Below are 20056 nucleotides of genomic sequence, written 5' to 3'. Positions count from 1 at the left end.
GGCTTGCAGGGCATGTCACATGCGTGGCGGCTTTGATGGGCCCATTTTTTCTGAAGGAAATGCTCTGATGCGCTCTACTGCCTGGGTGATCATGCTGTGTGCCGGACTTCTGTGCAGCCATATCGCTGCCGCGGTCGAACAGCCGCAGCGCTGGGTGAGCGCTGGTGGAGCCTTGACCGAATGGGTCAGTGCGCTGGGCGCGGAGTCGAAGCTGGTCGGCGTGGACAGCACCAGCCAGCATCCCGAATCCCTGAAGAACCTGCCCAGTATCGGTTATCAGCGCCAGCTGTCGGCGGAAGGCATCCTGAGCCTGCGTCCCCAGGTCTTGATAGGCACCGAAGAAATGGGGCCGCCCCCCGTACTTTCTCAAATGCGCAGTGCCGGGGTACAGGTGGAGCTGTTTTCGGCCCGGGCCGACCTGCCGGCCTTGCAGAGTAACTTGCAGCATCTGGGCAAGCTGATGGGCAGCGAAGACAAAGCTACCCAATTGTTCGAGCAATTTGCACAGCAGTTGCGGCAACAACAGGCATGGATCAGCCAGGCCCAGGAAAAACAGGCTGCGCCGGGTGTGCTGTTGTTGCTCGGGCATGCAGGCGGCAACCTGTTGATCGCCGGCAAGGACACCGCCGCCGACTGGCTGCTGCGCGAGTCCGGCGGGCGCAACCTCGCCACCCATAAAGGGTACAAGCCCTTTTCCGTGGAGTTGCTGGCCGAACTCAACCCACAGGTATTGGTATTTGCCGATCGTAGCTTGAGTGGCGCAGCGGCCCGTACCGCGCTGTTCAAGCAAAACCCGATCCTCGCTTCCAGCGATGCGGCCAAGGCCGGGCGGGTGTTCGAGGTGGATCCGACGTTATTGGTGGGGGGGCTGGGGCCACGTTTGCCGTACACCCTGAAACGGTTGTCTGCCGAGTTTTATCCTGCTGAGGCCCGCAACGCCCCATGACCCCTTTGCTCAAACCTCGAGCGTTGTTCATCTGCCTGGGCCTGCTGTGCCTGTTGGCGATCTGGCTGTCCCTCGCGCTGGGGCCGGTCAGCCTGCCATTGCTCGATACCCTGCGCGCTGCCTTGCGGTTGATGGGGTTGCCCGTCGATGGCCAGGGGCTGGAACAGGCCGAACTGATCCTGGGGCAGATTCGCCTGCCGCGCACCTTGTTGGGGGTGGCGGTCGGAGGTGTCCTGGCGTTGTCCGGGGTGGCAATGCAAGGGCTGTTCCGCAACCCCCTGGCCGATCCGGGGCTGGTGGGCGTTTCCAGCGGTGCGGCCCTGGGCGCGGCCTTCGCCATCGTTGGCGGCTCGCTGCTAGGGGGCGTGCCGGCAGCAATCGGTCCCTATCTGCTGTCGTTTTGCGCGTTTCTCGGGGGGCTGGTCGTGGCTGCGCTGGTGTATCGCCTGGGCCGGCGCAATGGCCAGACTCATGTGGCGACCATGCTGCTGGCGGGCATTGCGCTGACCGCGCTGGCCAGTTCGGCGGTGGGATTGTTTACCTATCTGGCCGACGACGCGACCTTGCGCACCCTGACCTTCTGGAACCTGGGCAGTCTCAATGGCGCCAGCTATTCAAGGTTGTGGCCACTCTTGCTGATCAGCGTGGCCGTGGCGTTGTGGCTGCCGCGTCGGGCCCAGTCCCTGAATGCCTTGTTGCTGGGGGAGTCGGAAGCCGGCCATCTGGGCGTCGATGTCGAGCGGCTGAAGCGCGAGCTGGTGTTCTGTACCGCCCTGGGGGTTGGCGCGGCCGTCGCCGCCGCCGGGTTGATCGGTTTTGTCGGGTTGGTGGTGCCTCATCTGGTGCGCCTGCTTGCGGGGCCCGATCACCGAACCTTGTTGCCTGCATCGATCCTGGCTGGCGCCAGCCTGCTGTTGCTGGCGGATCTGGTGGCGCGCCTGGCGCTGGCGCCGGCGGAATTGCCCATTGGTATCGTCACCGCCTTTATTGGCGCTCCGTTCTTTCTGTTTCTGTTGTTGCGAGGGCGCGCCTGATGCTGCAAGCGGAAAACCTGGCGGTGCGCCGTGGCAAAAAAATCGTATTGGAAGACATCGATCTTGAACTCAAGCCCGGCGAGGTGTTGGGAGTGCTGGGGCCCAATGGCGCAGGCAAAAGCACTTTGCTGGCGGCCTTGTGTGGGGAGCTCAAGCCGGATCATGGCCAGGTCTGGCTCGATGATCGCGAACTCGTCAAATGGGAGGGCGGGCAAAAGGCACGGCGGCTGGCGGTGCTGCCGCAAAGCTCGACACTTGAGTTCGCCTTCCGTGTCGAGGAAGTGGTGGGCCTTGGGCGTCTGCCTTACCAAAGCGGCCGGGTCCGGGACGACGAGATAGTCCAACAGGCCCTGCAGGCAGCGGATGCCGGGCATCTGCTTGGCCGCAGCTATGTAGCCTTGTCGGGAGGCGAGCGGCAGCGTGTGCACTTGGCGCGGGTGCTGGCCCAGCTATGGCCGGGTGCGATCGGCCAGAGCCTGCTGCTCGATGAGCCCACCTCGGCCCTCGACCCGTTGCACCAGCATGTCACTTTGCAGGCCATTCGTAGCTTTGCCGAACGCGGGGTGGCGGTCCTGGTGATCCTGCATGATCTGAATCTTGCCGCGCGTTATTGTGATCGCCTGTTGTTGCTCGAAGGGGGGCGGCCCCATTCACTGGACAGTCCGACACGGGTACTTCGGCCCGAGCCGCTCAAGGCCGTGTTCGGCCTGGACGTATTGGTGCAGGAACATCCCGAGCGCGGGCACCCCTTGATCATTGCCCGGTGAGGCACTGGCGGAGGCGTTGCATGCGTAGGTGGTTGATCCTGAGCTTGGTGTTGCTGGGCGCCTGCCGGGGCGGGGCGGTGATGCCCGGCCCTCCGGTTCCGCTGGCCAATGATTCAATTCAGGACCTGCGCACCGGCCAGGTCCTGACGCCTGAGGAACTGGCCGTGCGCCTGTCCCGAGCGCCACGGTTGATCGTCGGCGAGCAGCATGACCACCCGGGGCATCACGCCGTGCAGTTGTGGTTGTTGCAGGCAATGGCGACCCAGCGGGCGCAAGGCAGTTTGTTACTGGAGATGTTGACGCCGGAGCAGCAGCCGCGGGTCGAGGCGTTGCAAGGTGCGCCGCAAGCGTTGCCGAATGATCTGCCCCGGGCGCTGGCCTGGGCGCCCGGCTGGGACTGGGCGCTCTACGGACCGCTAGTGCGGTATGCGCTGCCTCAGCCTTTTCCGCTATGGGCCGCGAACCTGGATCCTTCCGAGATTCGAGACATTTATCGCAAGGCGCCTGTCTTGAGGGGCAAGCACTCGAATGCGGCGCCGGTGCGCGAGGAATTATTGCGGCAGGTCCGCGATTCCCACTGTGGCCTGCTCCCGGAGAGCCAGATGTCGGCGATGCTGGCGGTTCAGCAGCAGCGTGACCGGCGCATGGCCGAACGCCTGTTGGCGGCTCCAACGCCGGCAGTTTTGTTCGCCGGGGCTTTTCATGCGCGCAAGGATGTCGGAGTACCCGTACATGTGCGGGACCTTGAACCTTCCCATGGAGTGGTGGTGCTGATGCTGGCGCAGAAAGGAGTGCCGGTATCGCCAGCAAGCGCGGACTACGTGTGGTACGGCGCAACGTTGCCGGAAAAGGATTATTGCGCCCAGATGCGTCCCTGAGGCGGACGGTCCATGAGCTTTTTCCGGGCAAAAAAAGACCCGGCAAGAGCCGGGTCAAATAACCGTGATTAGCCTGATGAGGAGATAATCTGAGAGTCCGAACCACTGGCCTTCCAGGTTATCGACCGATCTCGCGATCAGTTGTGATAATCATAACGATTCTCATTTTCATGTCAACAAGATTTTTCCCGGCTTGCCGAATTTCGCCAAACGCTCGTTTGGATTGCCCGCAAACAGGCGGTCAAAGACTGCTGTTGAGGGTATGCAGGCGGCTGACTTCCTTGTTCAGCAGGTCGATTCGCCGGGCCATGCTTTCGATCAGGCTTTGAGTGATACGTGGATTGCTCTGGGTCAGGCTGAGAAACTGGCTTTTGGGAATCAGCATCAGGGTGCAGGGTTCGCTGGCAATGACGCTGGCGTTGCGTTTTTCCCCGGTGAAGATGGCCATTGCGCCAAAGATCTCATCCTTGGGCACATCTCCGACCTTGTGCCCGTCGACAAACGCCTGGGCGTGCCCCTCGATAATGACGAACACATGATCGGCCTCGTCGCCCTGGCGAATCAGCACCGTGCCTGTGTCGACGCGTTGAAAACCATGGCTGTTGTGCAGCTCGGGCTGTTTCAGGCGGGCGATGGCATCCGAGAGCAGGGCGGTTTGCCCGATCAGGTACTGCAGAAACAGTTCCGAACGTTGTTCGTCGGCATACATGTGCTGGAAGACCGCCGAACGCTGATAGGGAATCAGGCTCAGGGGCTGCTCGCTGCTGAGTTGCCAGCGAGGCAGTTCGGATCCTCGGCGTAGCCCAAGCAGGTCGCCGGCGTGCAAGTAAAACAGCGGGCGCTCGTCGACACTGGCCTGCACCTGGCCGCTTTCGAGCAGAAACAGCTGGCTGTCGGCAAGGGTGCTTGAGAGGTCCCTGGAAGGCGCTACTGCCAATACCTCCCCGGATGGGGCCAGGCCTTCCAGCAGGCGGGGCGGGATACGTTGCAGTCGATTGATCAAGGCATCGGCATAAGCCGGTTGTTCCCCCAACAAGTACATATAAAGAGTCTGCCAAGTCAGTTCTTGTGGCGCGAAGAGATAGCATCCAACTGTCTGTTGAGCGCTTCCTTGCGTTCTGCCGGGATGTCGTTCCAGTGCACATCCATCAAGGCGCCTTCAATGGCGTACAGCAGTACCTTCGAGGCCCTGAACCCACGGGTACGCACGGCCCGATAGGCATCTACGGCCCCCAGGCGGCGCAAGTCCGAAGCGCTATGGATGCCCACTGCATGCAGCCACTGTGCGGACGTCTTGCCGAGGTTCTTCAGGTGTTGCAATTCATCATTCATCAAGCCTCCTTGCGACGGCCGAATGGTGCGTGGGCAAGTCTCAGAGGAGTGTAGCGTTCAGTAGGAAAAGCGCTGTTCTTTGGTCGCTTTTGGCGCAAAAGCTTCTAAGGCAACAGAGAAACATGCGTCAGAAGCAGAGGGGGGAGGGGCGAAAGGAAAAGCCAGGTCCGACGCAAGGCCCAGGGCGCCGGACTCCGGAGAAAACCACGGTTGCGTCGTGGTTACCTGGTGCGGTAGCGCAGGCGGGTGCCGAAATTGACCGACATGAGGATTTCATCGGCTGTCAGTTCGGGTGGAAAGTAAGCACCGGAGATCTGCGCGTGGGCCAGGCTGGCGCCTTCCATCGAAGATTGACGCAGATCGAGGCCACGCAGGTCCGCGGAGCGGAAGTAGGCGTCGGTGAAGTCGATCCCGTCGGCGTTCAGTTCGCGCAGGTCGAGGCCACGAAAATCGCCGCCGCGCATGTCGACGACCTGGTCCTTCGGGCGCTCCCGGTTGAAACCGTCGATGTCGTCTTTGTGCAGTAAGGCGTAGAGAGGGGTGTCGAGAAGTTTGGGCTGACTCATGGGGGCGTCCCTGCTGGAATTATGACGCCAGTATAGTGCCACTATTTTCCAGCCGTGAAACCTTTGCGGTCTCACGGCTGGAATAGCCGATCAAAGGCCGGGGAGGCGCTGCCGGATGTTCGCGACCAAGGCGTCGAGGCTCCCGCTTTCATTGGTCTCCACGCGCTTGCTGCGCAGGACTTCTTCAGCGGTCAGCGCTTCGCGATTGGCTTGCTGTTGTTCGATCACGGCCAGGGTCGCGTCCGACGGGTCGTTGCGGTCGGCCTGGCGTTGCGCCAGCCAGCTGGCAATAACGGCCTGCGGCGCGTTGCAGTCGATGATCAGGCACGGCGTGCCGGTCGCTTCGGCGACCTTGGCCGCGGCATCGCGCTGGGCACGCTTGAGATAAGTGGCGTCGATGACCACCGGAAAGCCGGCCCGCAGGACAATGCTGGCAATTTCGTGCAGGCGGTCGTAGGTGGTGAGATTGGCCTGGGCGTTATAGATGCCGGCGTTGGGATCGTTCGGAACCTGTTGTTCGCCGAACAGGCGTTTGCGCTCGACATCGGAGCGCAGGCGAATGGCGCCCAGGGCTTCTACCAGGCGCATGGCCACGTGGCTTTTGCCGACGGCGGACACCCCTGAAGTGATGGCCAGGAAACGCGAGGGAATGGTGCTGTAGCTCTCGGCCAGATTGGCGTAGTTGCGATACTGGCGCAGCGTCGTGGCGCGCTGCACCGGCGTGGCATCGGCCTGCATGCTGAACAGCGCGACTTTGGCGCGGACCAGGGCGCGATAGGCCTTATAGAAGTTCAGCAATTCCAGGCCCTGGTAGTCGCCGGTCTGCTCCAGGTACTGACTGATGAAACGGCGCGCCAGGCTTTTCAGGCCACGGTCTTCCAGGTCCATGGCAAGGAAACCGGTATCGGCATAGACGTCGGTGAAGCGGAAGGGCTCGTTGAATTCGATGCAGTCGAAAATCACCACCTTGCCGTCGATGAGCGTGGCGTTACCCAGGTGGATATCGCCATGGCACTCGCGGATGAAGCCCTCGGCCTTGCGTTGGGCGAACAGCGGCTTGAGGCGATCGAAGCTGCTTTCGGCCCAGGCTTGCAGGGCTTCGAGTTGTTGCAGGTCGGCCTTGTCGCTGAGGAACGGGCGAATCTGTTCGAAATTCTGCCGTACCGGCGCCATGACGCTTTCCGGTGTGCCCGCTTCATGATCCGCCGGGACTTGCGGGGCGTTGAGATGGAACTGGGCGATCTGCCGAGCCATCTCGTCGATGTGCGTGGTGGTTAATTCACCGTGGGCTTGCAGGGTGCTGAGCAGTTGGCTTTGCGGGAACTGACGCATTTTCAGCGCATATTCGATGACCGGGCCGTCGCCGCCGAGCTGCGGAGCCTCGAGGCTACCAGTGATCGGCAACACTTCCAGATACAAATCATTGGTCAGGCGCTGGTTGAGGCGCAGCTCTTCGCCGCAGAAATGTCCGCGGGCTTGCAGGTCGGTGAAATCGAGAAAGCCGAAGTTGACTGGCTTCTTCAGCTTGTAGGCATAGGCGCCAGTGAGCAGGACCCAGGAAATATGGGTCTCGATGACCTGGAATCCATCTACGGGATGCGGGTAGAGGGCCGGGTTTTGCAGGGCAGCGATCAGGGATTGGCTCACGGGCGATCCTTCAGAGTCGGGGAAAATTCGAGGGCGTCATTATGGCCGCTGACAGGGCTAACGCAAACCTCGGACGGCTCCTGTTGACTATGAATAAAGTGCGTATAATCCGCCGCCATGACTCGTACTCGATCCCCCCGTTCTGCAAAAAAACGTCCGTCTGGTGGCCCGCGCCCCTGGCTGGGCTGGGCCTTGAAACTTGGTCTGGTCGGGCTGGTCGTGCTCGCCGGCTTCGCGGTTTACCTCGATGCCGTGGTCCAGGAGAAGTTCTCCGGCAAGCGCTGGACCATCCCGGCCAAAGTCTATGCCCGCCCGCTGGAGCTGTTCGTCGGACAAAAGCTCAGCAAGAACGACTTTCTTACCGAGCTCGACGCCCTGGGCTATCGCCGCGAAAGCGTGGTCAATGGCCCCGGTGCCGCCTCGGTCAATGGCAATACCGTGGATCTCAATACCCGCGGTTTCCAGTTCTATGAGGGCATGGAGCAGGCGCAGCCGGTGCGCGTGCGTTTTTCCGGTGACTATGTGGCCGAGCTGTCAGGCAGCCAGGGTTCGAAACTGGCGGTAGTGCGCCTGGAGCCGCTGCTGATCGGCGGCCTGTATCCCAAGAACCTCGAGGACCGGATCCTGATCAAGATCGATCAGGTCCCTCCTTATCTGCTGGAAACCCTGGTGGCGGTCGAGGACCGGGACTTCTACAGCCACTTCGGCGTGTCGCCCAAGTCGATTGCCCGGGCGGTGTGGGTCAATACCTCATCGGGCGCCATGCGCCAGGGCGGTAGTACCTTGACCCAGCAGTTGGTCAAGAACTTCTACCTCACCAATGAACGCAGCCTGAGCCGCAAACTCACCGAAGCGATGATGGCCCTGTTGCTTGAGCTGCATTACGACAAGCGCGAAATCCTCGAGGCGTACCTCAACGAGGTCTTCATCGGCCAGGACGGCCAGCGTGCGGTGCACGGTTTCGGCCTGGCCAGCCAGTTCTTCTTCAGCCAGCCGCTGGCCGAGCTCAAGCTGCACCAGGTCGCTTTGCTGGTCGGCATGGTCAAGGGGCCTTCCTATTACAACCCGCGTCGTTATCCGGAGCGCGCGCTCGAGCGGCGCAACCTGGTGCTCGACCTGCTGGCGCAGCAGGGCGTGGCGACACCGGAACAGGTCGAGGCGGCGAAGAAAATGCCGCTGGGCGTGACCAAGCGCGGCAGCCTGGCGGACAGTTCGTTCCCCGGCTTCCTCGACCTGGTGAAGCGCCAGTTGCGTGAGGATTACCGCGACGAAGACTTGACCGAGGAAGGCCTGCGGATCTTCACCAGTTTCGACCCGATCCTGCAGATGAAGGCCGAGGCGTCGGTCGGCGATACCTTCAAGCGTCTGGCCGGCCGCAAGGGCGCGGACGAAGTCGAGGCCGCGATGGTGGTGACCAACCCGGAAACGGGTGAAGTCCAGGCCATGATCGGCAGCCGCCAGCCCGGCTTTGCCGGCTTCAACCGGGCCCTGGATGCCGTGCGGCCGATCGGCTCCCTGATCAAGCCAGCGGTTTACCTGACGGCGCTGGAGAAACCCAGTCAATACACCCTGACCAGCTGGCTGTCCGACGAGGCCTTTTCGGTGAAGGGCGGCGATGGCCAGGTATGGAAGCCGCAGAACTATGACCGCCGTTCCCATGGCACGGTCTTCCTTTATCAGGGGCTGGCGCACTCCTATAACCTGTCGACCGCACGCCTGGGCCTGGAAGTCGGTGTGCCGAACGTACTGAAAACCCTGGGACGCCTTGGCGTTACTCGCGAGTTCCCGGCCTTCCCTTCGATGTTGCTGGGAGCGGGGGGCTTGAGCCCGATCGAAGTCGCCACCATGTACCAGACCCTGGCCAACGGCGGTTTCAATACGCCGATGCGCGGGATCCGCAGTGTGCTGACCGCCGAAGGCGAACCGCTCAAGCGTTACCCGTTCCAGATCCAGCAGCGCTTCGATCCCGGTTCGATCTACCTGATCCAGAGCGCGATGCAGCGGGTGATGCGCGAAGGTACCGGTAGTTCGGTCTATAACGTGTTGCCGCGCTCCTTGGCGCTGGCGGGCAAGACCGGTACCAGTAACGATTCCCGCGACAGCTGGTTCGCCGGTTTCAGCCAGGATCTGCTGGCCGTGGTCTGGCTGGGGCGTGACGATAACGGCAAGACACCTTTCACCGGTGCCACCGGTGCGCTGCAGGTCTGGACCAGTTTCATGCGCAAGGCCGACCCGCTGCCGCTGGACATGCCACAACCGGATAACGTGGTACAGGCCTGGGTCGACTCGCGGACCGGGCAGGGCTCCGATGCCAACTGTCCGGGCGCCGTACAGATGCCGTATATTCGCGGCAGTGAGCCCCCTCCCGGTCCGGCATGCGGCGGCGAAAGCCCTGCGCCTGGCGAATCGGTGATGGATTGGGTCAAGGGCTGGATGAATTAAGCAAAGAGGGTTTGACGTGAACAAGTGGTGGATTCCAGCTATTACAGCTCTGGCTTTGCTCAATGGTTGCGCCAGCGTGCAGCGTGGTTCGATTCCGGTGGTGGATTCCGGTACCGCGGTGTCCAACAGCGAGCGCATATCGGCAAACGGTGGTTTCCGCAAGACCACGGTCAAGCGTCCAACCCAGGCCCAGGCGCAATCCATTCCGCAGGACTCGGGAGTGGTGGTGATGGTGCCGGGCGGTGCTGCGGCCACCGCCGCGCCAATCAGCAGTGCACCGATTACCCCGGGCCCGATCACGCCTGGGCCTATCGATACCTCGCCGATTCAGTCGGCGCCGATCAATCAGGGCAGCTACAGCCTGCCGCCAACCCCGAGTGGCGTCCCTTCGGCCAGCTCCGGTGGCCTGTCCGCCGATGAACAACTCGACGGTCCGGTGCTGGCGCTGTTGACCACCGCCCAGCAACAGCAGGCCGGTGGCGACCTGAACGGCGCGTCTTCCAGTCTCGAGCGCGCCCAGCGGGTTGCCCCCCGCGAGCCGCAGGTGCTGTATCGCCTGGCCCAGGTGCGCATGGCCCAGGGCGATGCTCCCCAGGCTGAGCAGTTTGCCCGTCGCGGCCTGAGCTTCGCCAACGGTCGTCCGGACCTGCAGGCCAGCCTGTGGGCGCTGATTGCCCAGGCGCGCGAGAAGCAGGGCGATGCGGCCGGTGCCGCCCAGGCTCGGCAGAAAGCCAAGGTGTCGCTGTAATGGATACGCGTTTTCCGAAAGTTGCCGAGCAGTTGCTGCTGATCGAGCGCGAGCTGCGCTTGCAGGGGTTGTGGGATGAGGTCCCTCCGAGCGCCAAGGCGCTGGCCAGCGTCGAGCCTTTTGCCGTGGATACGCTGGAATTCGAGCAATGGTTGCAGTGGATTTTTCTGCCGCGGATGAAGGCCATTCTCGAGCAGAATCTGCCCCTGCCCGCGGCGTCGGGTATCCAGGAAATGGCTGAAGTGGTGTTTGCCGGGCGCACGATGCAGGGGCGGGATCGTCAGTTGCAGACCCTGCTCAAAGAGTTCGACCAGTTGATCGTCGCCACCCGCTGAAACCCTCGCGCCTGTTGCCTAGCGGCAATGGGCGTCGATCGCCTTGTGTGTTTCCTCTATGCGTTGCTGACGTTGTTCTTCGTTCAGGCGGCGCATTCCTCCTTCGACGTTTTCGCTCAGGCGCGGGTTGTTCTGCAACTGCGCCAGGCTGGCGCGCGCCTGTTCGCAAAAGTGCCTGCGCTCGGCTTCCTGCCTGGAGGCCTGTTGCCTGGCCTGGGCATCCACGACTGCTTGTCGGGTATCCGCCTGGTTGCTGGATGGCGCACTCTTCGTCCCTTTGGGGGTGGCAGGCAAGGTGATGAGGGTGCTGGGCATGCCTTGGGGCGGTTGGGCGTCGAAATGGGTAACCCCCTCGGCGTCGACCCAGGTGTAAACGTCCCTGGCCTGGCAGAGCGAACTCAAGGCAAACAGCAGACTGGCGGTGACGGCGAAGATTCGCATTTATGAATTCCTTATCCAGGATTGCGCAATTGAAGCGCAGGCACGTGCTGTTTGACGGTTTTTTCTTGCGTTCTCATGCGCTTAGTTCGAATTAAGCACATTGGCATCTTGACTTGCAGAGGGCGAAACAGAAGAATCCAAAGTCCGCTGTAGAGGGACTGCCAGAAGCAGACCCACTCGGCAGAACATGAGGCGCACACCAGCGCCGACCTGCTACACCCGCAACGCGTTACCTCGCGCTGGGTGGGAAAACCCCGCAACACTTGGGGCACTCCCAATACTTGCTCAGTCAGTGCTGACGTAGTCGGCGACCACCGTCGCTCATGCTCTGCTGAGAAGTAAACCTATTAAGACCCGTCCCCTTTCAAGAGGGCGGTATTCTGGCGTTTTAGAGGTGAACAACGTGGAGCTTTTATCTGGCGGTGAGATGCTCGTCCGCTTCTTGCGTGACGAAGGCGTCAAATATATCTATGGGTACCCGGGTGGTGCTCTCCTTCATGTTTACGATGCCCTGTTCAAAGAACCGGAAGTGACCCACATCCTGGTTCGTCATGAGCAAGCGGCTACCCATATGGCTGACGGCTACGCCCGTGCCACCGGCAAGGCCGGCGTGGTACTGGTGACTTCCGGCCCAGGCGCGACCAATGCCATCACCGGTATCGCCACTGCCTACATGGACTCCATTCCAATGGTGATCATCTCCGGTCAGGTGCCCAGCACCATGGTCGGCACCGACGCGTTCCAGGAAACCGACATGATCGGTATCTCCCGGCCGATCGTGAAGCACAGCTTCATGGTCAAGCATGCTTCGGAAATCCCGGAGGTCATGAAGAAGGCGTTCTACCTGGCGCAATCCGGTCGTCCGGGACCCGTCGTGGTCGACGTTCCCAAGGACATGACCAATCCGGCTGAAAAGTTCGAATACGTTTTCCCTAAAAAAGCGAAGCTGCGCTCCTATAGCCCGGCTGTTCGCGGTCACTCCGGGCAGATCCGCAAAGCGGCGGAAATGCTCCTGGCGGCCAAGCGTCCTGTGTTGTACGCCGGCGGCGGCGTGATCCTCGGTGGTGGCTCCGCGCCGCTGACCGAACTGGCGCAGATGCTCAACCTGCCGGTGACCAATACCCTGATGGGGTTGGGTGCCTACCCTGGCACCGATCGCCAGTTCGTCGGCATGCTCGGCATGCACGGCAGCTACACCGCCAACCTGACCATGCACCACGCTGACGTGATCCTGGCCGTTGGCGCGCGCTTCGACGACCGTGTCATCAACGGTGCGCCGAAGTTCTGCCCGAACGCCAAGATCATCCATGTCGACATCGACCCGGCATCCATTTCCAAGACCATCAAGGCAGACGTGCCTATCGTGGGTCCCGTGGAAAGTGTCCTGACCGAAATGGTCGCGGCCCTCAAGGAAATCGGCGAAACCCCGAACAAGGATACGGTCGCCAGCTGGTGGAAGCAGATCGACGAGTGGCGCGGTGACCGCGGCCTGTTCCCTTACGACAAGGGCGACGGCAGCATCATCAAGCCGCAGACCGTGATCGAGACCCTGTGCGAAGTCACCAAGGGCGATGCCTATGTGACCTCCGACGTGGGGCAGCACCAGATGTTCGCGGCGCAGTACTACAAGTTCAACAAACCCAATCGCTGGATCAACTCCGGCGGCCTGGGCACCATGGGCTTCGGTTTCCCGGCGGCCATGGGTGTCAAGTTGAGCTTCCCGGATGCCGACGTTGCCTGTGTCACGGGCGAAGGCAGTATCCAGATGAACATCCAGGAGCTGTCGACCTGCCTGCAGTACGATCTGCCGGTCAAGATCGTCAACCTGAACAACGGTGTGCTGGGTATGGTGCGCCAGTGGCAGGACATGAGCTACGGCAGCCGCCACTCGCACTCCTACATGGAATCGCTGCCTGACTTCGTCAAGCTGGTCGAAGCCTATGGTCACGTGGGCATTCGCATCACGGACCTGAAGGATCTGAAGCCGAAGATGGAAGAGGCGTTCGCCATGAAGGATCGTCTGGTATTCCTCGACATTCAGGTCGATACCAGCGAGCACGTCTATCCGATGCAGATCAAAGACGGCTCCATGCGCGATATGTGGCTGAGCAAGACGGAGCGTACTTAATCATGCGGCACATTATCTCCCTGCTTCTGGAAAACGAACCGGGCGCCTTGTCCCGTGTGGTCGGCCTGTTTTCGCAGCGTAACTACAACATCGAAAGCCTGACCGTGGCACCGACCGAAGACCCGACCCTGTCGCGTCTGACGCTGACCACCGTAGGGCACGATGAAATCATCGAGCAGATCACCAAGAACCTGAACAAGCTGGTTGAAGTGGTCAAGCTGGTCGACCTGTCGGAAAGCGCTCACATCGAGCGCGAACTGATGCTGGTCAAGGTCAAGGCCACCGGCGCCCAGCGCGCCGAGGTCAAGCGCACCACCGATATTTACCGTGGGCAGATCGTCGACGTCAGCGCCAGCGTGTATACCGTTCAATTGACCGGTACCAGCGACAAGCTCGACAGTTTCATCCAGTCGATCGGCACCGCCTCGATTCTGGAAACCGTACGCAGTGGCGTCACCGGCATTGCCCGTGGCGACAAAGTACTCAGCATCTAACTCAAATTAGCGAACGGCCGGAACGGCCTGATATAGGGGAAATTCATGAAAGTTTTCTACGATAAAGACTGCGATCTCTCGATCATCCAGGGCAAGAAAGTAGCCATCATCGGTTACGGTTCCCAGGGCCATGCCCAGGCGTGCAACCTGAAAGACTCCGGTGTCGACGTGACTGTCGGCCTGCGTAAAGGCTCGGCCACTGTTGCCAAGGCCGAAGCCCATGGCCTGAAAGTGAACGACGTGGCTTCCGCCGTCGCCGCTGCCGACCTGGTAATGATCCTGACCCCGGACGAATTCCAGGGCGCCCTGTACAAGAACGAAATCGAGCCGAACATCAAGAAGGGCGCTACCCTGGCCTTCTCCCACGGTTTCTCGATTCACTACAACCAGGTCGTTCCGCGTGCCGACCTCGACGTGATCATGATCGCGCCAAAGGCTCCAGGCCACACCGTGCGTTCCGAGTTCGTGAAAGGCGGCGGTATCCCTGACCTGATCGCGATTTACCAGGATGCTTCCGGCAACGCGAAGAATGTGGCTCTGTCTTACGCAGCAGGCGTGGGCGGCGGCCGTACCGGCATCATCGAAACCACCTTCAAGGACGAGACTGAAACCGACCTGTTCGGCGAACAGGCTGTTCTGTGCGGTGGTACCGTCGAGCTGGTAAAAGCCGGTTTCGAAACCCTGGTCGAAGCGGGCTACGCGCCGGAAATGGCCTACTTCGAATGCCTGCACGAACTGAAGCTGATCGTTGACCTCATGTACGAAGGCGGTATCGCCAACATGAACTACTCGATCTCCAACAACGCCGAATATGGCGAGTACGTGACTGGCCCCGAGGTCATCAACGCTGAATCCCGCCAGGCCATGCGCAATGCCCTGAAGCGCATCCAGGACGGCGAATACGCCAAGATGTTCATCAGCGAAGGTGCTACCGGCTACCCATCGATGACCGCCAAGCGCCGCAACAACGCTGCCCACGGCATCGAAATCATCGGCGAGCAACTGCGTTCGATGATGCCGTGGATCAGTGCCAACAAGATCGTCGACAAAGCCAAGAACTGAGTTCGGATTTGTCAGGGAAAACGCGGCCTAGGCCGCGTTTTTTCGTTTGGACAGGCAGGTTCTGGTATAAAGCGGGATCCTTTGGGACGGAATTGTGGTCCCGGGGTTCTGTCGAAACTTTTCACACCGTTGCAAGGTAATGTCCATGAGCGAACGTCCCGAAGAGCCAAACCAGGCCTCTGACGCCGAAAGCCTGCTACCCATCGATGAGCATGTCGAAGAAGGGCATGACGCTGAAGGCCGTAAAGTCCGGCATCGTGGTATCTATCTGCTGCCGAACCTCTTCACCACCGCGAACCTGTTCGCCGGTTTCTACTCGATCATCAATTCCATGAGTGCCCAGAGCGCATTGAGTGCGGGCGACGCGGCAGGGGCGAGCAAGTATTTCGCGTTCGCGGCCATCGCGATCTTTGTCGCCATGGTGCTGGATGGTCTGGACGGGCGTGTCGCCCGCATGACCAACACTCAGAGTGCCTTTGGCGCCGAGTATGACTCGCTGTCCGATATGGTGGCCTTTGGTGTCGCGCCTGCCTTGCTGGCATTCGGTTGGGCCTTGGGCGACATGGGCAAGGTCGGCTGGATGGTCGCTTTCATCTATGTGGCTGGCGCGGCTTTGCGTCTGGCTCGTTTCAACACCCAGGTGGGGACCGCCGACAAGCGCTACTTCATCGGCCTGGCCAGCCCGGCTGCCGCGGGGGTGGTGGCGGGTATCGTCTGGGCGTTCAGCGACTACGGTATCCAGGGATCGAAGATGTCGTTCCTGGTGGCGTTGATGGTGGCGGCAGCCGGCATGCTGATGGTCAGCAACATCAAGTACAACAGCTTCAAGGAGCTGGACCTGAAGGGGCGCGTTCCGTTTGTAGCAATTCTCGCGGTGGTGCTGGTGTTTGCCGTGGTATTCAGCGATCCGCCACGAATCCTGCTGCTGGTATTCCTTGCTTATGCGGCATCGGGTCCGGTGCAATACCTGCTGCATCTTCGTCGACGCAAAACGTTGCCTTAATGTAATTTCCCCCATACTCCGCAGTCTATTGGTGCATCAGTTCTCCAATGCTGCGGAGTTGTCATGTTGATCAAAGTCCCCAAATCGTCTGACTGCAAAGAGTCGGATGTCACGCCTGAATCCTTTTATCTCTCTCGCCGTAGCCTGCTGGGTGGGGCCGTTGCCGGCCTGGCTGCCAGTGCTCTGCCGGGTTGGGCTCATGCCGAAGAGGCCGGGCGCTATGCCGATGTCGAGCCTGGCAAGGCTCCGTCGTGGTTCGCGCAGAAACTGCCACAAACCAAATGGCAAGCGGTCAACGTCAAGGATGAAGCGATCACGCCCTTCAAGGACGCCACCCATTACAACAACTTTTACGAGTTCGGCACCGATAAAGGCGACCCGGCCAGCAATTCTGGTGCGCTGAAAACCGAGCCCTGGAGTGTGGTGGTGGATGGGGAAGTGGGTAAGCCGGGGCGTTATGCCCTGGAAGACTTCATGAAGCCTTATCAGTTGGAAGAACGGATCTATCGTCTGCGTTGTGTCGAAGCCTGGTCGATGGTGATTCCCTGGATCGGTTTTCCAATCTCCGACTTGCTCAAGCAGGTCGAACCAACCTCGAAGGCCAAGTACATTCGCTTTGAAACGCTTCAGGATCCGAAAAGCATGCCTGGCCAGCGTTCGGGCTTTGCCTTGATCGACTGGCCTTATGTCGAAGGGCTGCGTCTGGATGAAGCCATGCATCCATTGGCGATTCTTGCGGTCGGCATGTACGGTCGTGAGCTGCCTAATCAGAACGGTGCGCCGTTGCGATTGGTAGTGCCGTGGAAGTACGGCTTCAAGAGCGTCAAGTCCATCGTGCGTATCAGCCTGGTGGAAGAGCAGCCGAAGACGACCTGGCAGAGCATTGCCGCCAATGAGTACGGCTTCTACGCGAATGTGAACCCCACGGTCGATCATCCTCGCTGGACTCAGGCGCGGGAGCGTCGCCTCCCCAGTGGTCTGTTCAGCCCTAATGTGCGCGAAACCCAGATGTTCAACGGTTACGCGGATGAAGTCGCCTCTTTATATACAGGCCTGGATTTGCGGAAGAACTACTGATGCGCTACCCACTCTGGCGTCTTGGGGTCTTTATCGTCGTGGCTATCTGGCCATTGTTCTGGTTGTACCAGGCCTGGGCGTCGGTCCTGGGGCCTGATCCCGGCAAAGTCCTGGTTGATCGATTGGGGCTGGGAACGCTGATCCTGTTACTGATCACTCTGAGCATGACGCCTCTGCAGAGGCTGACGGGGTGGGCCGGATGGATCGCGGTGCGGCGGCAACTTGGCCTGTGGTGTTTTGCTTATGTGGTTTTGCATTTAAGTGCGTACGCCATCTTTGTTCTCGGGCTCGATTGGTCGCAGTTGGGTGTGGAGTTACGTAAGCGGCCCTACATTCTTGTGGGGAGTTTGGGATTCCTCGGGTTGTTGGCTCTGGCCGTGACTTCCAATCGATACAGTCAGCGTCGCCTGGGTAATCGTTGGAAGAAACTGCATCGGTTGGTCTATCTCATCCTGGGGCTGGGCTTGTTGCACATGCTTTGGATTGTCCGGGCAGATCTTAAGGAGTGGGCGATCTATGCCTCTATAGGTGCATTGTTGTTGGTTCTGCGTGTACCTCCGGTAATGCGCCGCATTCCTCGATTGCTGGTGAAAAAACCATCTTCTGCAACAAAAACATAATTAGGGGTTGACGGCAGATTCCACAGGTCTATAATTCGCCCCACTTCCGGCGCAGTCGAAGCAGAAAACTCCTTGAGATTCAACGAGTTAAGCAGTTTTCGACAGCGGTCACGCTTCAGTTCATCGAAGCCCGAAGGAGTTGATAAGGCAGTGAGTTTTCGCCTTGTTGACGATTCGATCGTCTCGGTCGAAAGCGGAGAAAAAGAGGTGTTGACAGCAGCGTGTAACGCTGTAGAATTCGCCTCCCGCTGACGAGAGATCGGAAGCGCAAGTGGTTGAAGTTGCAAAGGAAACTTTGAAAACTTCTTAAAATAACCGCTTGACAGATACAGAGGCTGCTGTAGAATGCGCGCCTCGGTTGAGACGAAAGACTTAACCAACCGCTCTTTAACAACTGAATCAAGCAATTCGTGTGGGTGCTTGTGGAGTCAGACTGATAGTCAAAAAGATTATCAGCATCACAAGTTACTCCGCGAGAAATCAAAGATGTAACCAACGATTGCTGAGCCAAGTTTAGGGTTTTCTCAAAACCCAAAGATGTTTGAACTGAAGAGTTTGATCATGGCTCAGATTGAACGCTGGCGGCAGGCCTAACACATGCAAGTCGAGCGGTAGAGAGGTGCTTGCACCTCTTGAGAGCGGCGGACGGGTGAGTAATGCCTAGGAATCTGCCTGGTAGTGGGGGATAACGTCCGGAAACGGACGCTAATACCGCATACGTCCTACGGGAGAAAGCAGGGGACCTTCGGGCCTTGCGCTATCAGATGAGCCTAGGTCGGATTAGCTAGTTGGTGAGGTAAAGGCTCACCAAGGCGACGATCCGTAACTGGTCTGAGAGGATGATCAGTCACACTGGAACTGAGACACGGTCCAGACTCCTACGGGAGGCAGCAGTGGGGAATATTGGACAATGGGCGAAAGCCTGATCCAGCCATGCCGCGTGTGTGAAGAAGGTCTTCGGATTGTAAAGCACTTTAAGTTGGGAGGAAGGGTACTTACCTAATACGTGAGTATTTTGACGTTACCGACAGAATAAGCACCGGCTAACTCTGTGCCAGCAGCCGCGGTAATACAGAGGGTGCAAGCGTTAATCGGAATTACTGGGCGTAAAGCGCGCGTAGGTGGTTCGTTAAGTTGGATGTGAAATCCCCGGGCTCAACCTGGGAACTGCATCCAAAACTGGCGAGCTAGAGTATGGTAGAGGGTGGTGGAATTTCCTGTGTAGCGGTGAAATGCGTAGATATAGGAAGGAACACCAGTGGCGAAGGCGACCACCTGGACTGATACTGACACTGAGGTGCGAAAGCGTGGGGAGCAAACAGGATTAGATACCCTGGTAGTCCACGCCGTAAACGATGTCAACTAGCCGTTGGGAGCCTTGAGCTCTTAGTGGCGCAGCTAACGCATTAAGTTGACCGCCTGGGGAGTACGGCCGCAAGGTTAAAACTCAAATGAATTGACGGGGGCCCGCACAAGCGGTGGAGCATGTGGTTTAATTCGAAGCAACGCGAAGAACCTTACCAGGCCTTGACATCCAATGAACTTTCCAGAGATGGATTGGTGCCTTCGGGAACATTGAGACAGGTGCTGCATGGCTGTCGTCAGCTCGTGTCGTGAGATGTTGGGTTAAGTCCCGTAACGAGCGCAACCCTTGTCCTTAGTTACCAGCACGTTATGGTGGGCACTCTAAGGAGACTGCCGGTGACAAACCGGAGGAAGGTGGGGATGACGTCAAGTCATCATGGCCCTTACGGCCTGGGCTACACACGTGCTACAATGGTCGGTACAGAGGGTTGCCAAGCCGCGAGGTGGAGCTAATCCCACAAAACCGATCGTAGTCCGGATCGCAGTCTGCAACTCGACTGCGTGAAGTCGGAATCGCTAGTAATCGCGAATCAGAATGTCGCGGTGAATACGTTCCCGGGCCTTGTACACACCGCCCGTCACACCATGGGAGTGGGTTGCACCAGAAGTAGCTAGTCTAACCTTCGGGGGGACGGTTACCACGGTGTGATTCATGACTGGGGTGAAGTCGTAACAAGGTAGCCGTAGGGGAACCTGCGGCTGGATCACCTCCTTAATCGACGACATCAGCTGCTTCATAAGCTCCCACACGAATTGCTTGATTCATTGAAGAAGACGATTGGGTCTGTAGCTCAGTTGGTTAGAGCGCACCCCTGATAAGGGTGAGGTCGGCAGTTCGAATCTGCCCAGACCCACCAATTACTGGTGCACCCTGTAGCGATACGGGGCCATAGCTCAGCTGGGAGAGCGCCTGCCTTGCACGCAGGAGGTCAGCGGTTCGATCCCGCTTGGCTCCACCATTACAGATTGGTGTCCATCGTTTAAAGCTTAGAAATGAGCATTCCGCCCAAGTGGCGATGAATGTTGATTTCTGATCTTTATCAGAATCGTTCTTTAAAAATTTGGGTATGTGATAGAAAGATAGACTGAACACTACTTTCACTGGTAGTGGATCAGGCTAAGGTAAAATTTGTGAGTGGCTCTTAAGAGCATTGCGAATTTTCGGCGAATG

18 protein-coding genes, 2 tRNA genes and 1 rRNA gene are annotated in these 20056 nt (G+C 59.5%); 16 read left to right on the top strand and 5 right to left on the bottom strand.

Going from position 1 to position 20056, the window contains the following annotated elements; all coding sequences use genetic code 11:
* The first annotated feature begins 67 nt into the window (after positions 1–67).
* The 4 genes from TO66_RS26725 to TO66_RS26710 are packed head-to-tail and all read left to right on the top strand — an operon-like array spanning position 68 to position 3625.
* A complete protein-coding gene (locus tag TO66_RS26725; RefSeq protein WP_044465090.1) occupies positions 68–946 on the top strand; it encodes a hemin ABC transporter substrate-binding protein in 879 nt (292 codons plus the stop codon).
* 50 nt (positions 947–996) lie between these two features.
* Positions 997–1980, top strand: coding sequence for an iron ABC transporter permease (locus tag TO66_RS26720; protein ID WP_171820095.1), 984 nt, complete (start codon positions 997–999; stop codon positions 1978–1980).
* Positions 1980–2747 (top strand): heme ABC transporter ATP-binding protein, encoded by a 768-nt coding sequence (locus TO66_RS26715; RefSeq protein WP_044465088.1) that lies wholly within the window; start codon positions 1980–1982, stop codon positions 2745–2747. Before TO66_RS26720 ends, TO66_RS26715 begins: the two co-directional genes overlap by 1 nt.
* 20 nt (positions 2748–2767) lie before the next feature.
* Positions 2768–3625, top strand: a complete 858-nt coding sequence (locus TO66_RS26710; RefSeq protein WP_044465087.1) for a ChaN family lipoprotein — start codon at positions 2768–2770, stop codon at positions 3623–3625.
* A gap of 241 nt (positions 3626–3866) precedes the next feature.
* Here TO66_RS26710 and TO66_RS26705 read toward each other — a convergent pair whose 3' ends face one another.
* The 4 genes from TO66_RS26705 to TO66_RS26690 form a co-directional block, all read right to left on the bottom strand.
* Complete coding sequence (locus TO66_RS26705; protein ID WP_044465086.1) at positions 3867–4667, bottom strand: Crp/Fnr family transcriptional regulator; 801 nt, start codon at positions 4665–4667, stop codon at positions 3867–3869.
* Positions 4668–4684: 17 nt separating this feature from the next.
* Positions 4685–4957: a TfoX/Sxy family protein gene (locus TO66_RS26700; RefSeq protein ID WP_007938046.1), complete on the bottom strand. Its 273-nt coding sequence runs from the start codon at positions 4955–4957 to the stop codon at positions 4685–4687.
* 221 nt (positions 4958–5178) lie between these two features.
* Positions 5179–5523 (bottom strand): pentapeptide repeat-containing protein, encoded by a 345-nt coding sequence (locus TO66_RS26695; protein WP_044465085.1) that lies wholly within the window; start codon positions 5521–5523, stop codon positions 5179–5181.
* A gap of 90 nt (positions 5524–5613) precedes the next feature.
* Complete coding sequence (locus TO66_RS26690; RefSeq protein WP_044465084.1) at positions 5614–7170, bottom strand: bifunctional aminoglycoside phosphotransferase/ATP-binding protein; 1557 nt, start codon at positions 7168–7170, stop codon at positions 5614–5616.
* 117 nt (positions 7171–7287) lie between these two features.
* Here TO66_RS26690 and mrcB point away from each other — a divergent pair, with 117 nt between their 5' ends.
* Genes mrcB through TO66_RS26675 form a run of 3 tightly spaced genes read left to right on the top strand, consistent with a single transcriptional unit; the run spans position 7288 to position 10695 of the window.
* The gene (gene mrcB / locus TO66_RS26685) at positions 7288–9612 is read left to right on the top strand and encodes a penicillin-binding protein 1B (protein ID WP_044465083.1); all 2325 of its coding nucleotides are present in this window, start codon (positions 7288–7290) and stop codon (positions 9610–9612) included.
* Positions 9613–9628: 16 nt separating this feature from the next.
* Positions 9629–10360, top strand: a complete 732-nt coding sequence (locus TO66_RS26680) for a M48 family metallopeptidase (RefSeq protein WP_044465082.1) — start codon at positions 9629–9631, stop codon at positions 10358–10360.
* Positions 10360–10695 (top strand): YqcC family protein, encoded by a 336-nt coding sequence (locus tag TO66_RS26675; protein WP_044465081.1) that lies wholly within the window; start codon positions 10360–10362, stop codon positions 10693–10695. Before TO66_RS26680 ends, TO66_RS26675 begins: the two co-directional genes overlap by 1 nt.
* A gap of 18 nt (positions 10696–10713) precedes the next feature.
* Here TO66_RS26675 and TO66_RS26670 read toward each other — a convergent pair whose 3' ends face one another.
* Complete coding sequence (locus tag TO66_RS26670; RefSeq protein ID WP_044465080.1) at positions 10714–11136, bottom strand: DUF4124 domain-containing protein; 423 nt, start codon at positions 11134–11136, stop codon at positions 10714–10716.
* A gap of 403 nt (positions 11137–11539) precedes the next feature.
* On the opposite strand from TO66_RS26670, the gene TO66_RS26665 reads away from it, so the two are divergent.
* From TO66_RS26665 to TO66_RS26625, 9 genes are all read left to right on the top strand, one after another.
* A complete protein-coding gene (locus TO66_RS26665; protein ID WP_044466169.1) occupies positions 11540–13264 on the top strand; it encodes an acetolactate synthase 3 large subunit in 1725 nt (574 codons plus the stop codon).
* A 2-nt stretch (positions 13265–13266) separates the two neighbouring features.
* Positions 13267–13758, top strand: coding sequence for an acetolactate synthase small subunit (ilvN, locus tag TO66_RS26660; protein ID WP_007924620.1), 492 nt, complete (start codon positions 13267–13269; stop codon positions 13756–13758).
* 45 nt (positions 13759–13803) lie between these two features.
* Complete coding sequence (gene ilvC, locus TO66_RS26655) at positions 13804–14820, top strand: ketol-acid reductoisomerase (RefSeq protein ID WP_044465079.1); 1017 nt, start codon at positions 13804–13806, stop codon at positions 14818–14820.
* A gap of 145 nt (positions 14821–14965) precedes the next feature.
* On the top strand, positions 14966–15823 hold the full coding sequence (pssA, locus tag TO66_RS26650) for a CDP-diacylglycerol--serine O-phosphatidyltransferase (protein WP_044465078.1): 858 nt from the start codon (positions 14966–14968) through the stop codon (positions 15821–15823).
* A 63-nt stretch (positions 15824–15886) separates the two neighbouring features.
* Positions 15887–16900 (top strand): protein-methionine-sulfoxide reductase catalytic subunit MsrP, encoded by a 1014-nt coding sequence (gene msrP / locus TO66_RS26645; RefSeq protein WP_044465077.1) that lies wholly within the window; start codon positions 15887–15889, stop codon positions 16898–16900.
* Positions 16900–17520: a protein-methionine-sulfoxide reductase heme-binding subunit MsrQ gene (msrQ, locus tag TO66_RS26640; RefSeq protein WP_044465076.1), complete on the top strand. Its 621-nt coding sequence runs from the start codon at positions 16900–16902 to the stop codon at positions 17518–17520. Before msrP ends, msrQ begins: the two co-directional genes overlap by 1 nt.
* 543 nt (positions 17521–18063) lie before the next feature.
* A 16S ribosomal RNA gene (locus TO66_RS26635) occupies positions 18064–19600 on the top strand.
* Between the two features lie 65 nt (positions 19601–19665).
* Positions 19666–19742, top strand: a tRNA-Ile gene (locus TO66_RS26630).
* A 26-nt stretch (positions 19743–19768) separates the two neighbouring features.
* Positions 19769–19844, top strand: a tRNA-Ala gene (locus TO66_RS26625).
* Positions 19845–20056: the final 212 nt, after the last annotated feature.

The organism is Pseudomonas sp. MRSN 12121, assembly GCF_000931465.1.
In the GTDB taxonomy this organism is placed as follows: Bacteria; Pseudomonadota; Gammaproteobacteria; order Pseudomonadales; family Pseudomonadaceae; genus Aquipseudomonas.
This window is presented reverse-complemented; position numbering and strand designations above follow the sequence as displayed.

Excerpts from the sequence above, each read along its gene's own strand:
- TO66_RS26725 (WP_044465090.1), top strand. The coding sequence starts at position 68 with ATGCGCTCTACTGCCTGGGTGATCATGCTGTGTGCCGGACTTCTGTGC.
- TO66_RS26715 (WP_044465088.1), top strand. The coding sequence starts at position 1,980 with ATGCTGCAAGCGGAAAACCTGGCGGTGCGCCGTGGCAAAAAAATCGTA.
- TO66_RS26710 (WP_044465087.1), top strand. The coding sequence starts at position 2,768 with ATGCGTAGGTGGTTGATCCTGAGCTTGGTGTTGCTGGGCGCCTGCCGG.
- TO66_RS26705 (WP_044465086.1), bottom strand. The coding sequence starts at position 4,667 with ATGTACTTGTTGGGGGAACAACCGGCTTATGCCGATGCCTTGATCAAT.
- TO66_RS26700 (WP_007938046.1), bottom strand. The coding sequence starts at position 4,957 with ATGAATGATGAATTGCAACACCTGAAGAACCTCGGCAAGACGTCCGCA.
- TO66_RS26695 (WP_044465085.1), bottom strand. The coding sequence starts at position 5,523 with ATGAGTCAGCCCAAACTTCTCGACACCCCTCTCTACGCCTTACTGCAC.
- mrcB (WP_044465083.1), top strand. The coding sequence starts at position 7,288 with ATGACTCGTACTCGATCCCCCCGTTCTGCAAAAAAACGTCCGTCTGGT.
- TO66_RS26675 (WP_044465081.1), top strand. The coding sequence starts at position 10,360 with ATGGATACGCGTTTTCCGAAAGTTGCCGAGCAGTTGCTGCTGATCGAG.
- TO66_RS26670 (WP_044465080.1), bottom strand. The coding sequence starts at position 11,136 with ATGCGAATCTTCGCCGTCACCGCCAGTCTGCTGTTTGCCTTGAGTTCG.
- ilvN (WP_007924620.1), top strand. The coding sequence starts at position 13,267 with ATGCGGCACATTATCTCCCTGCTTCTGGAAAACGAACCGGGCGCCTTG.
- ilvC (WP_044465079.1), top strand. The coding sequence starts at position 13,804 with ATGAAAGTTTTCTACGATAAAGACTGCGATCTCTCGATCATCCAGGGC.
- pssA (WP_044465078.1), top strand. The coding sequence starts at position 14,966 with ATGAGCGAACGTCCCGAAGAGCCAAACCAGGCCTCTGACGCCGAAAGC.
- msrP (WP_044465077.1), top strand. The coding sequence starts at position 15,887 with ATGTTGATCAAAGTCCCCAAATCGTCTGACTGCAAAGAGTCGGATGTC.
- msrQ (WP_044465076.1), top strand. The coding sequence starts at position 16,900 with ATGCGCTACCCACTCTGGCGTCTTGGGGTCTTTATCGTCGTGGCTATC.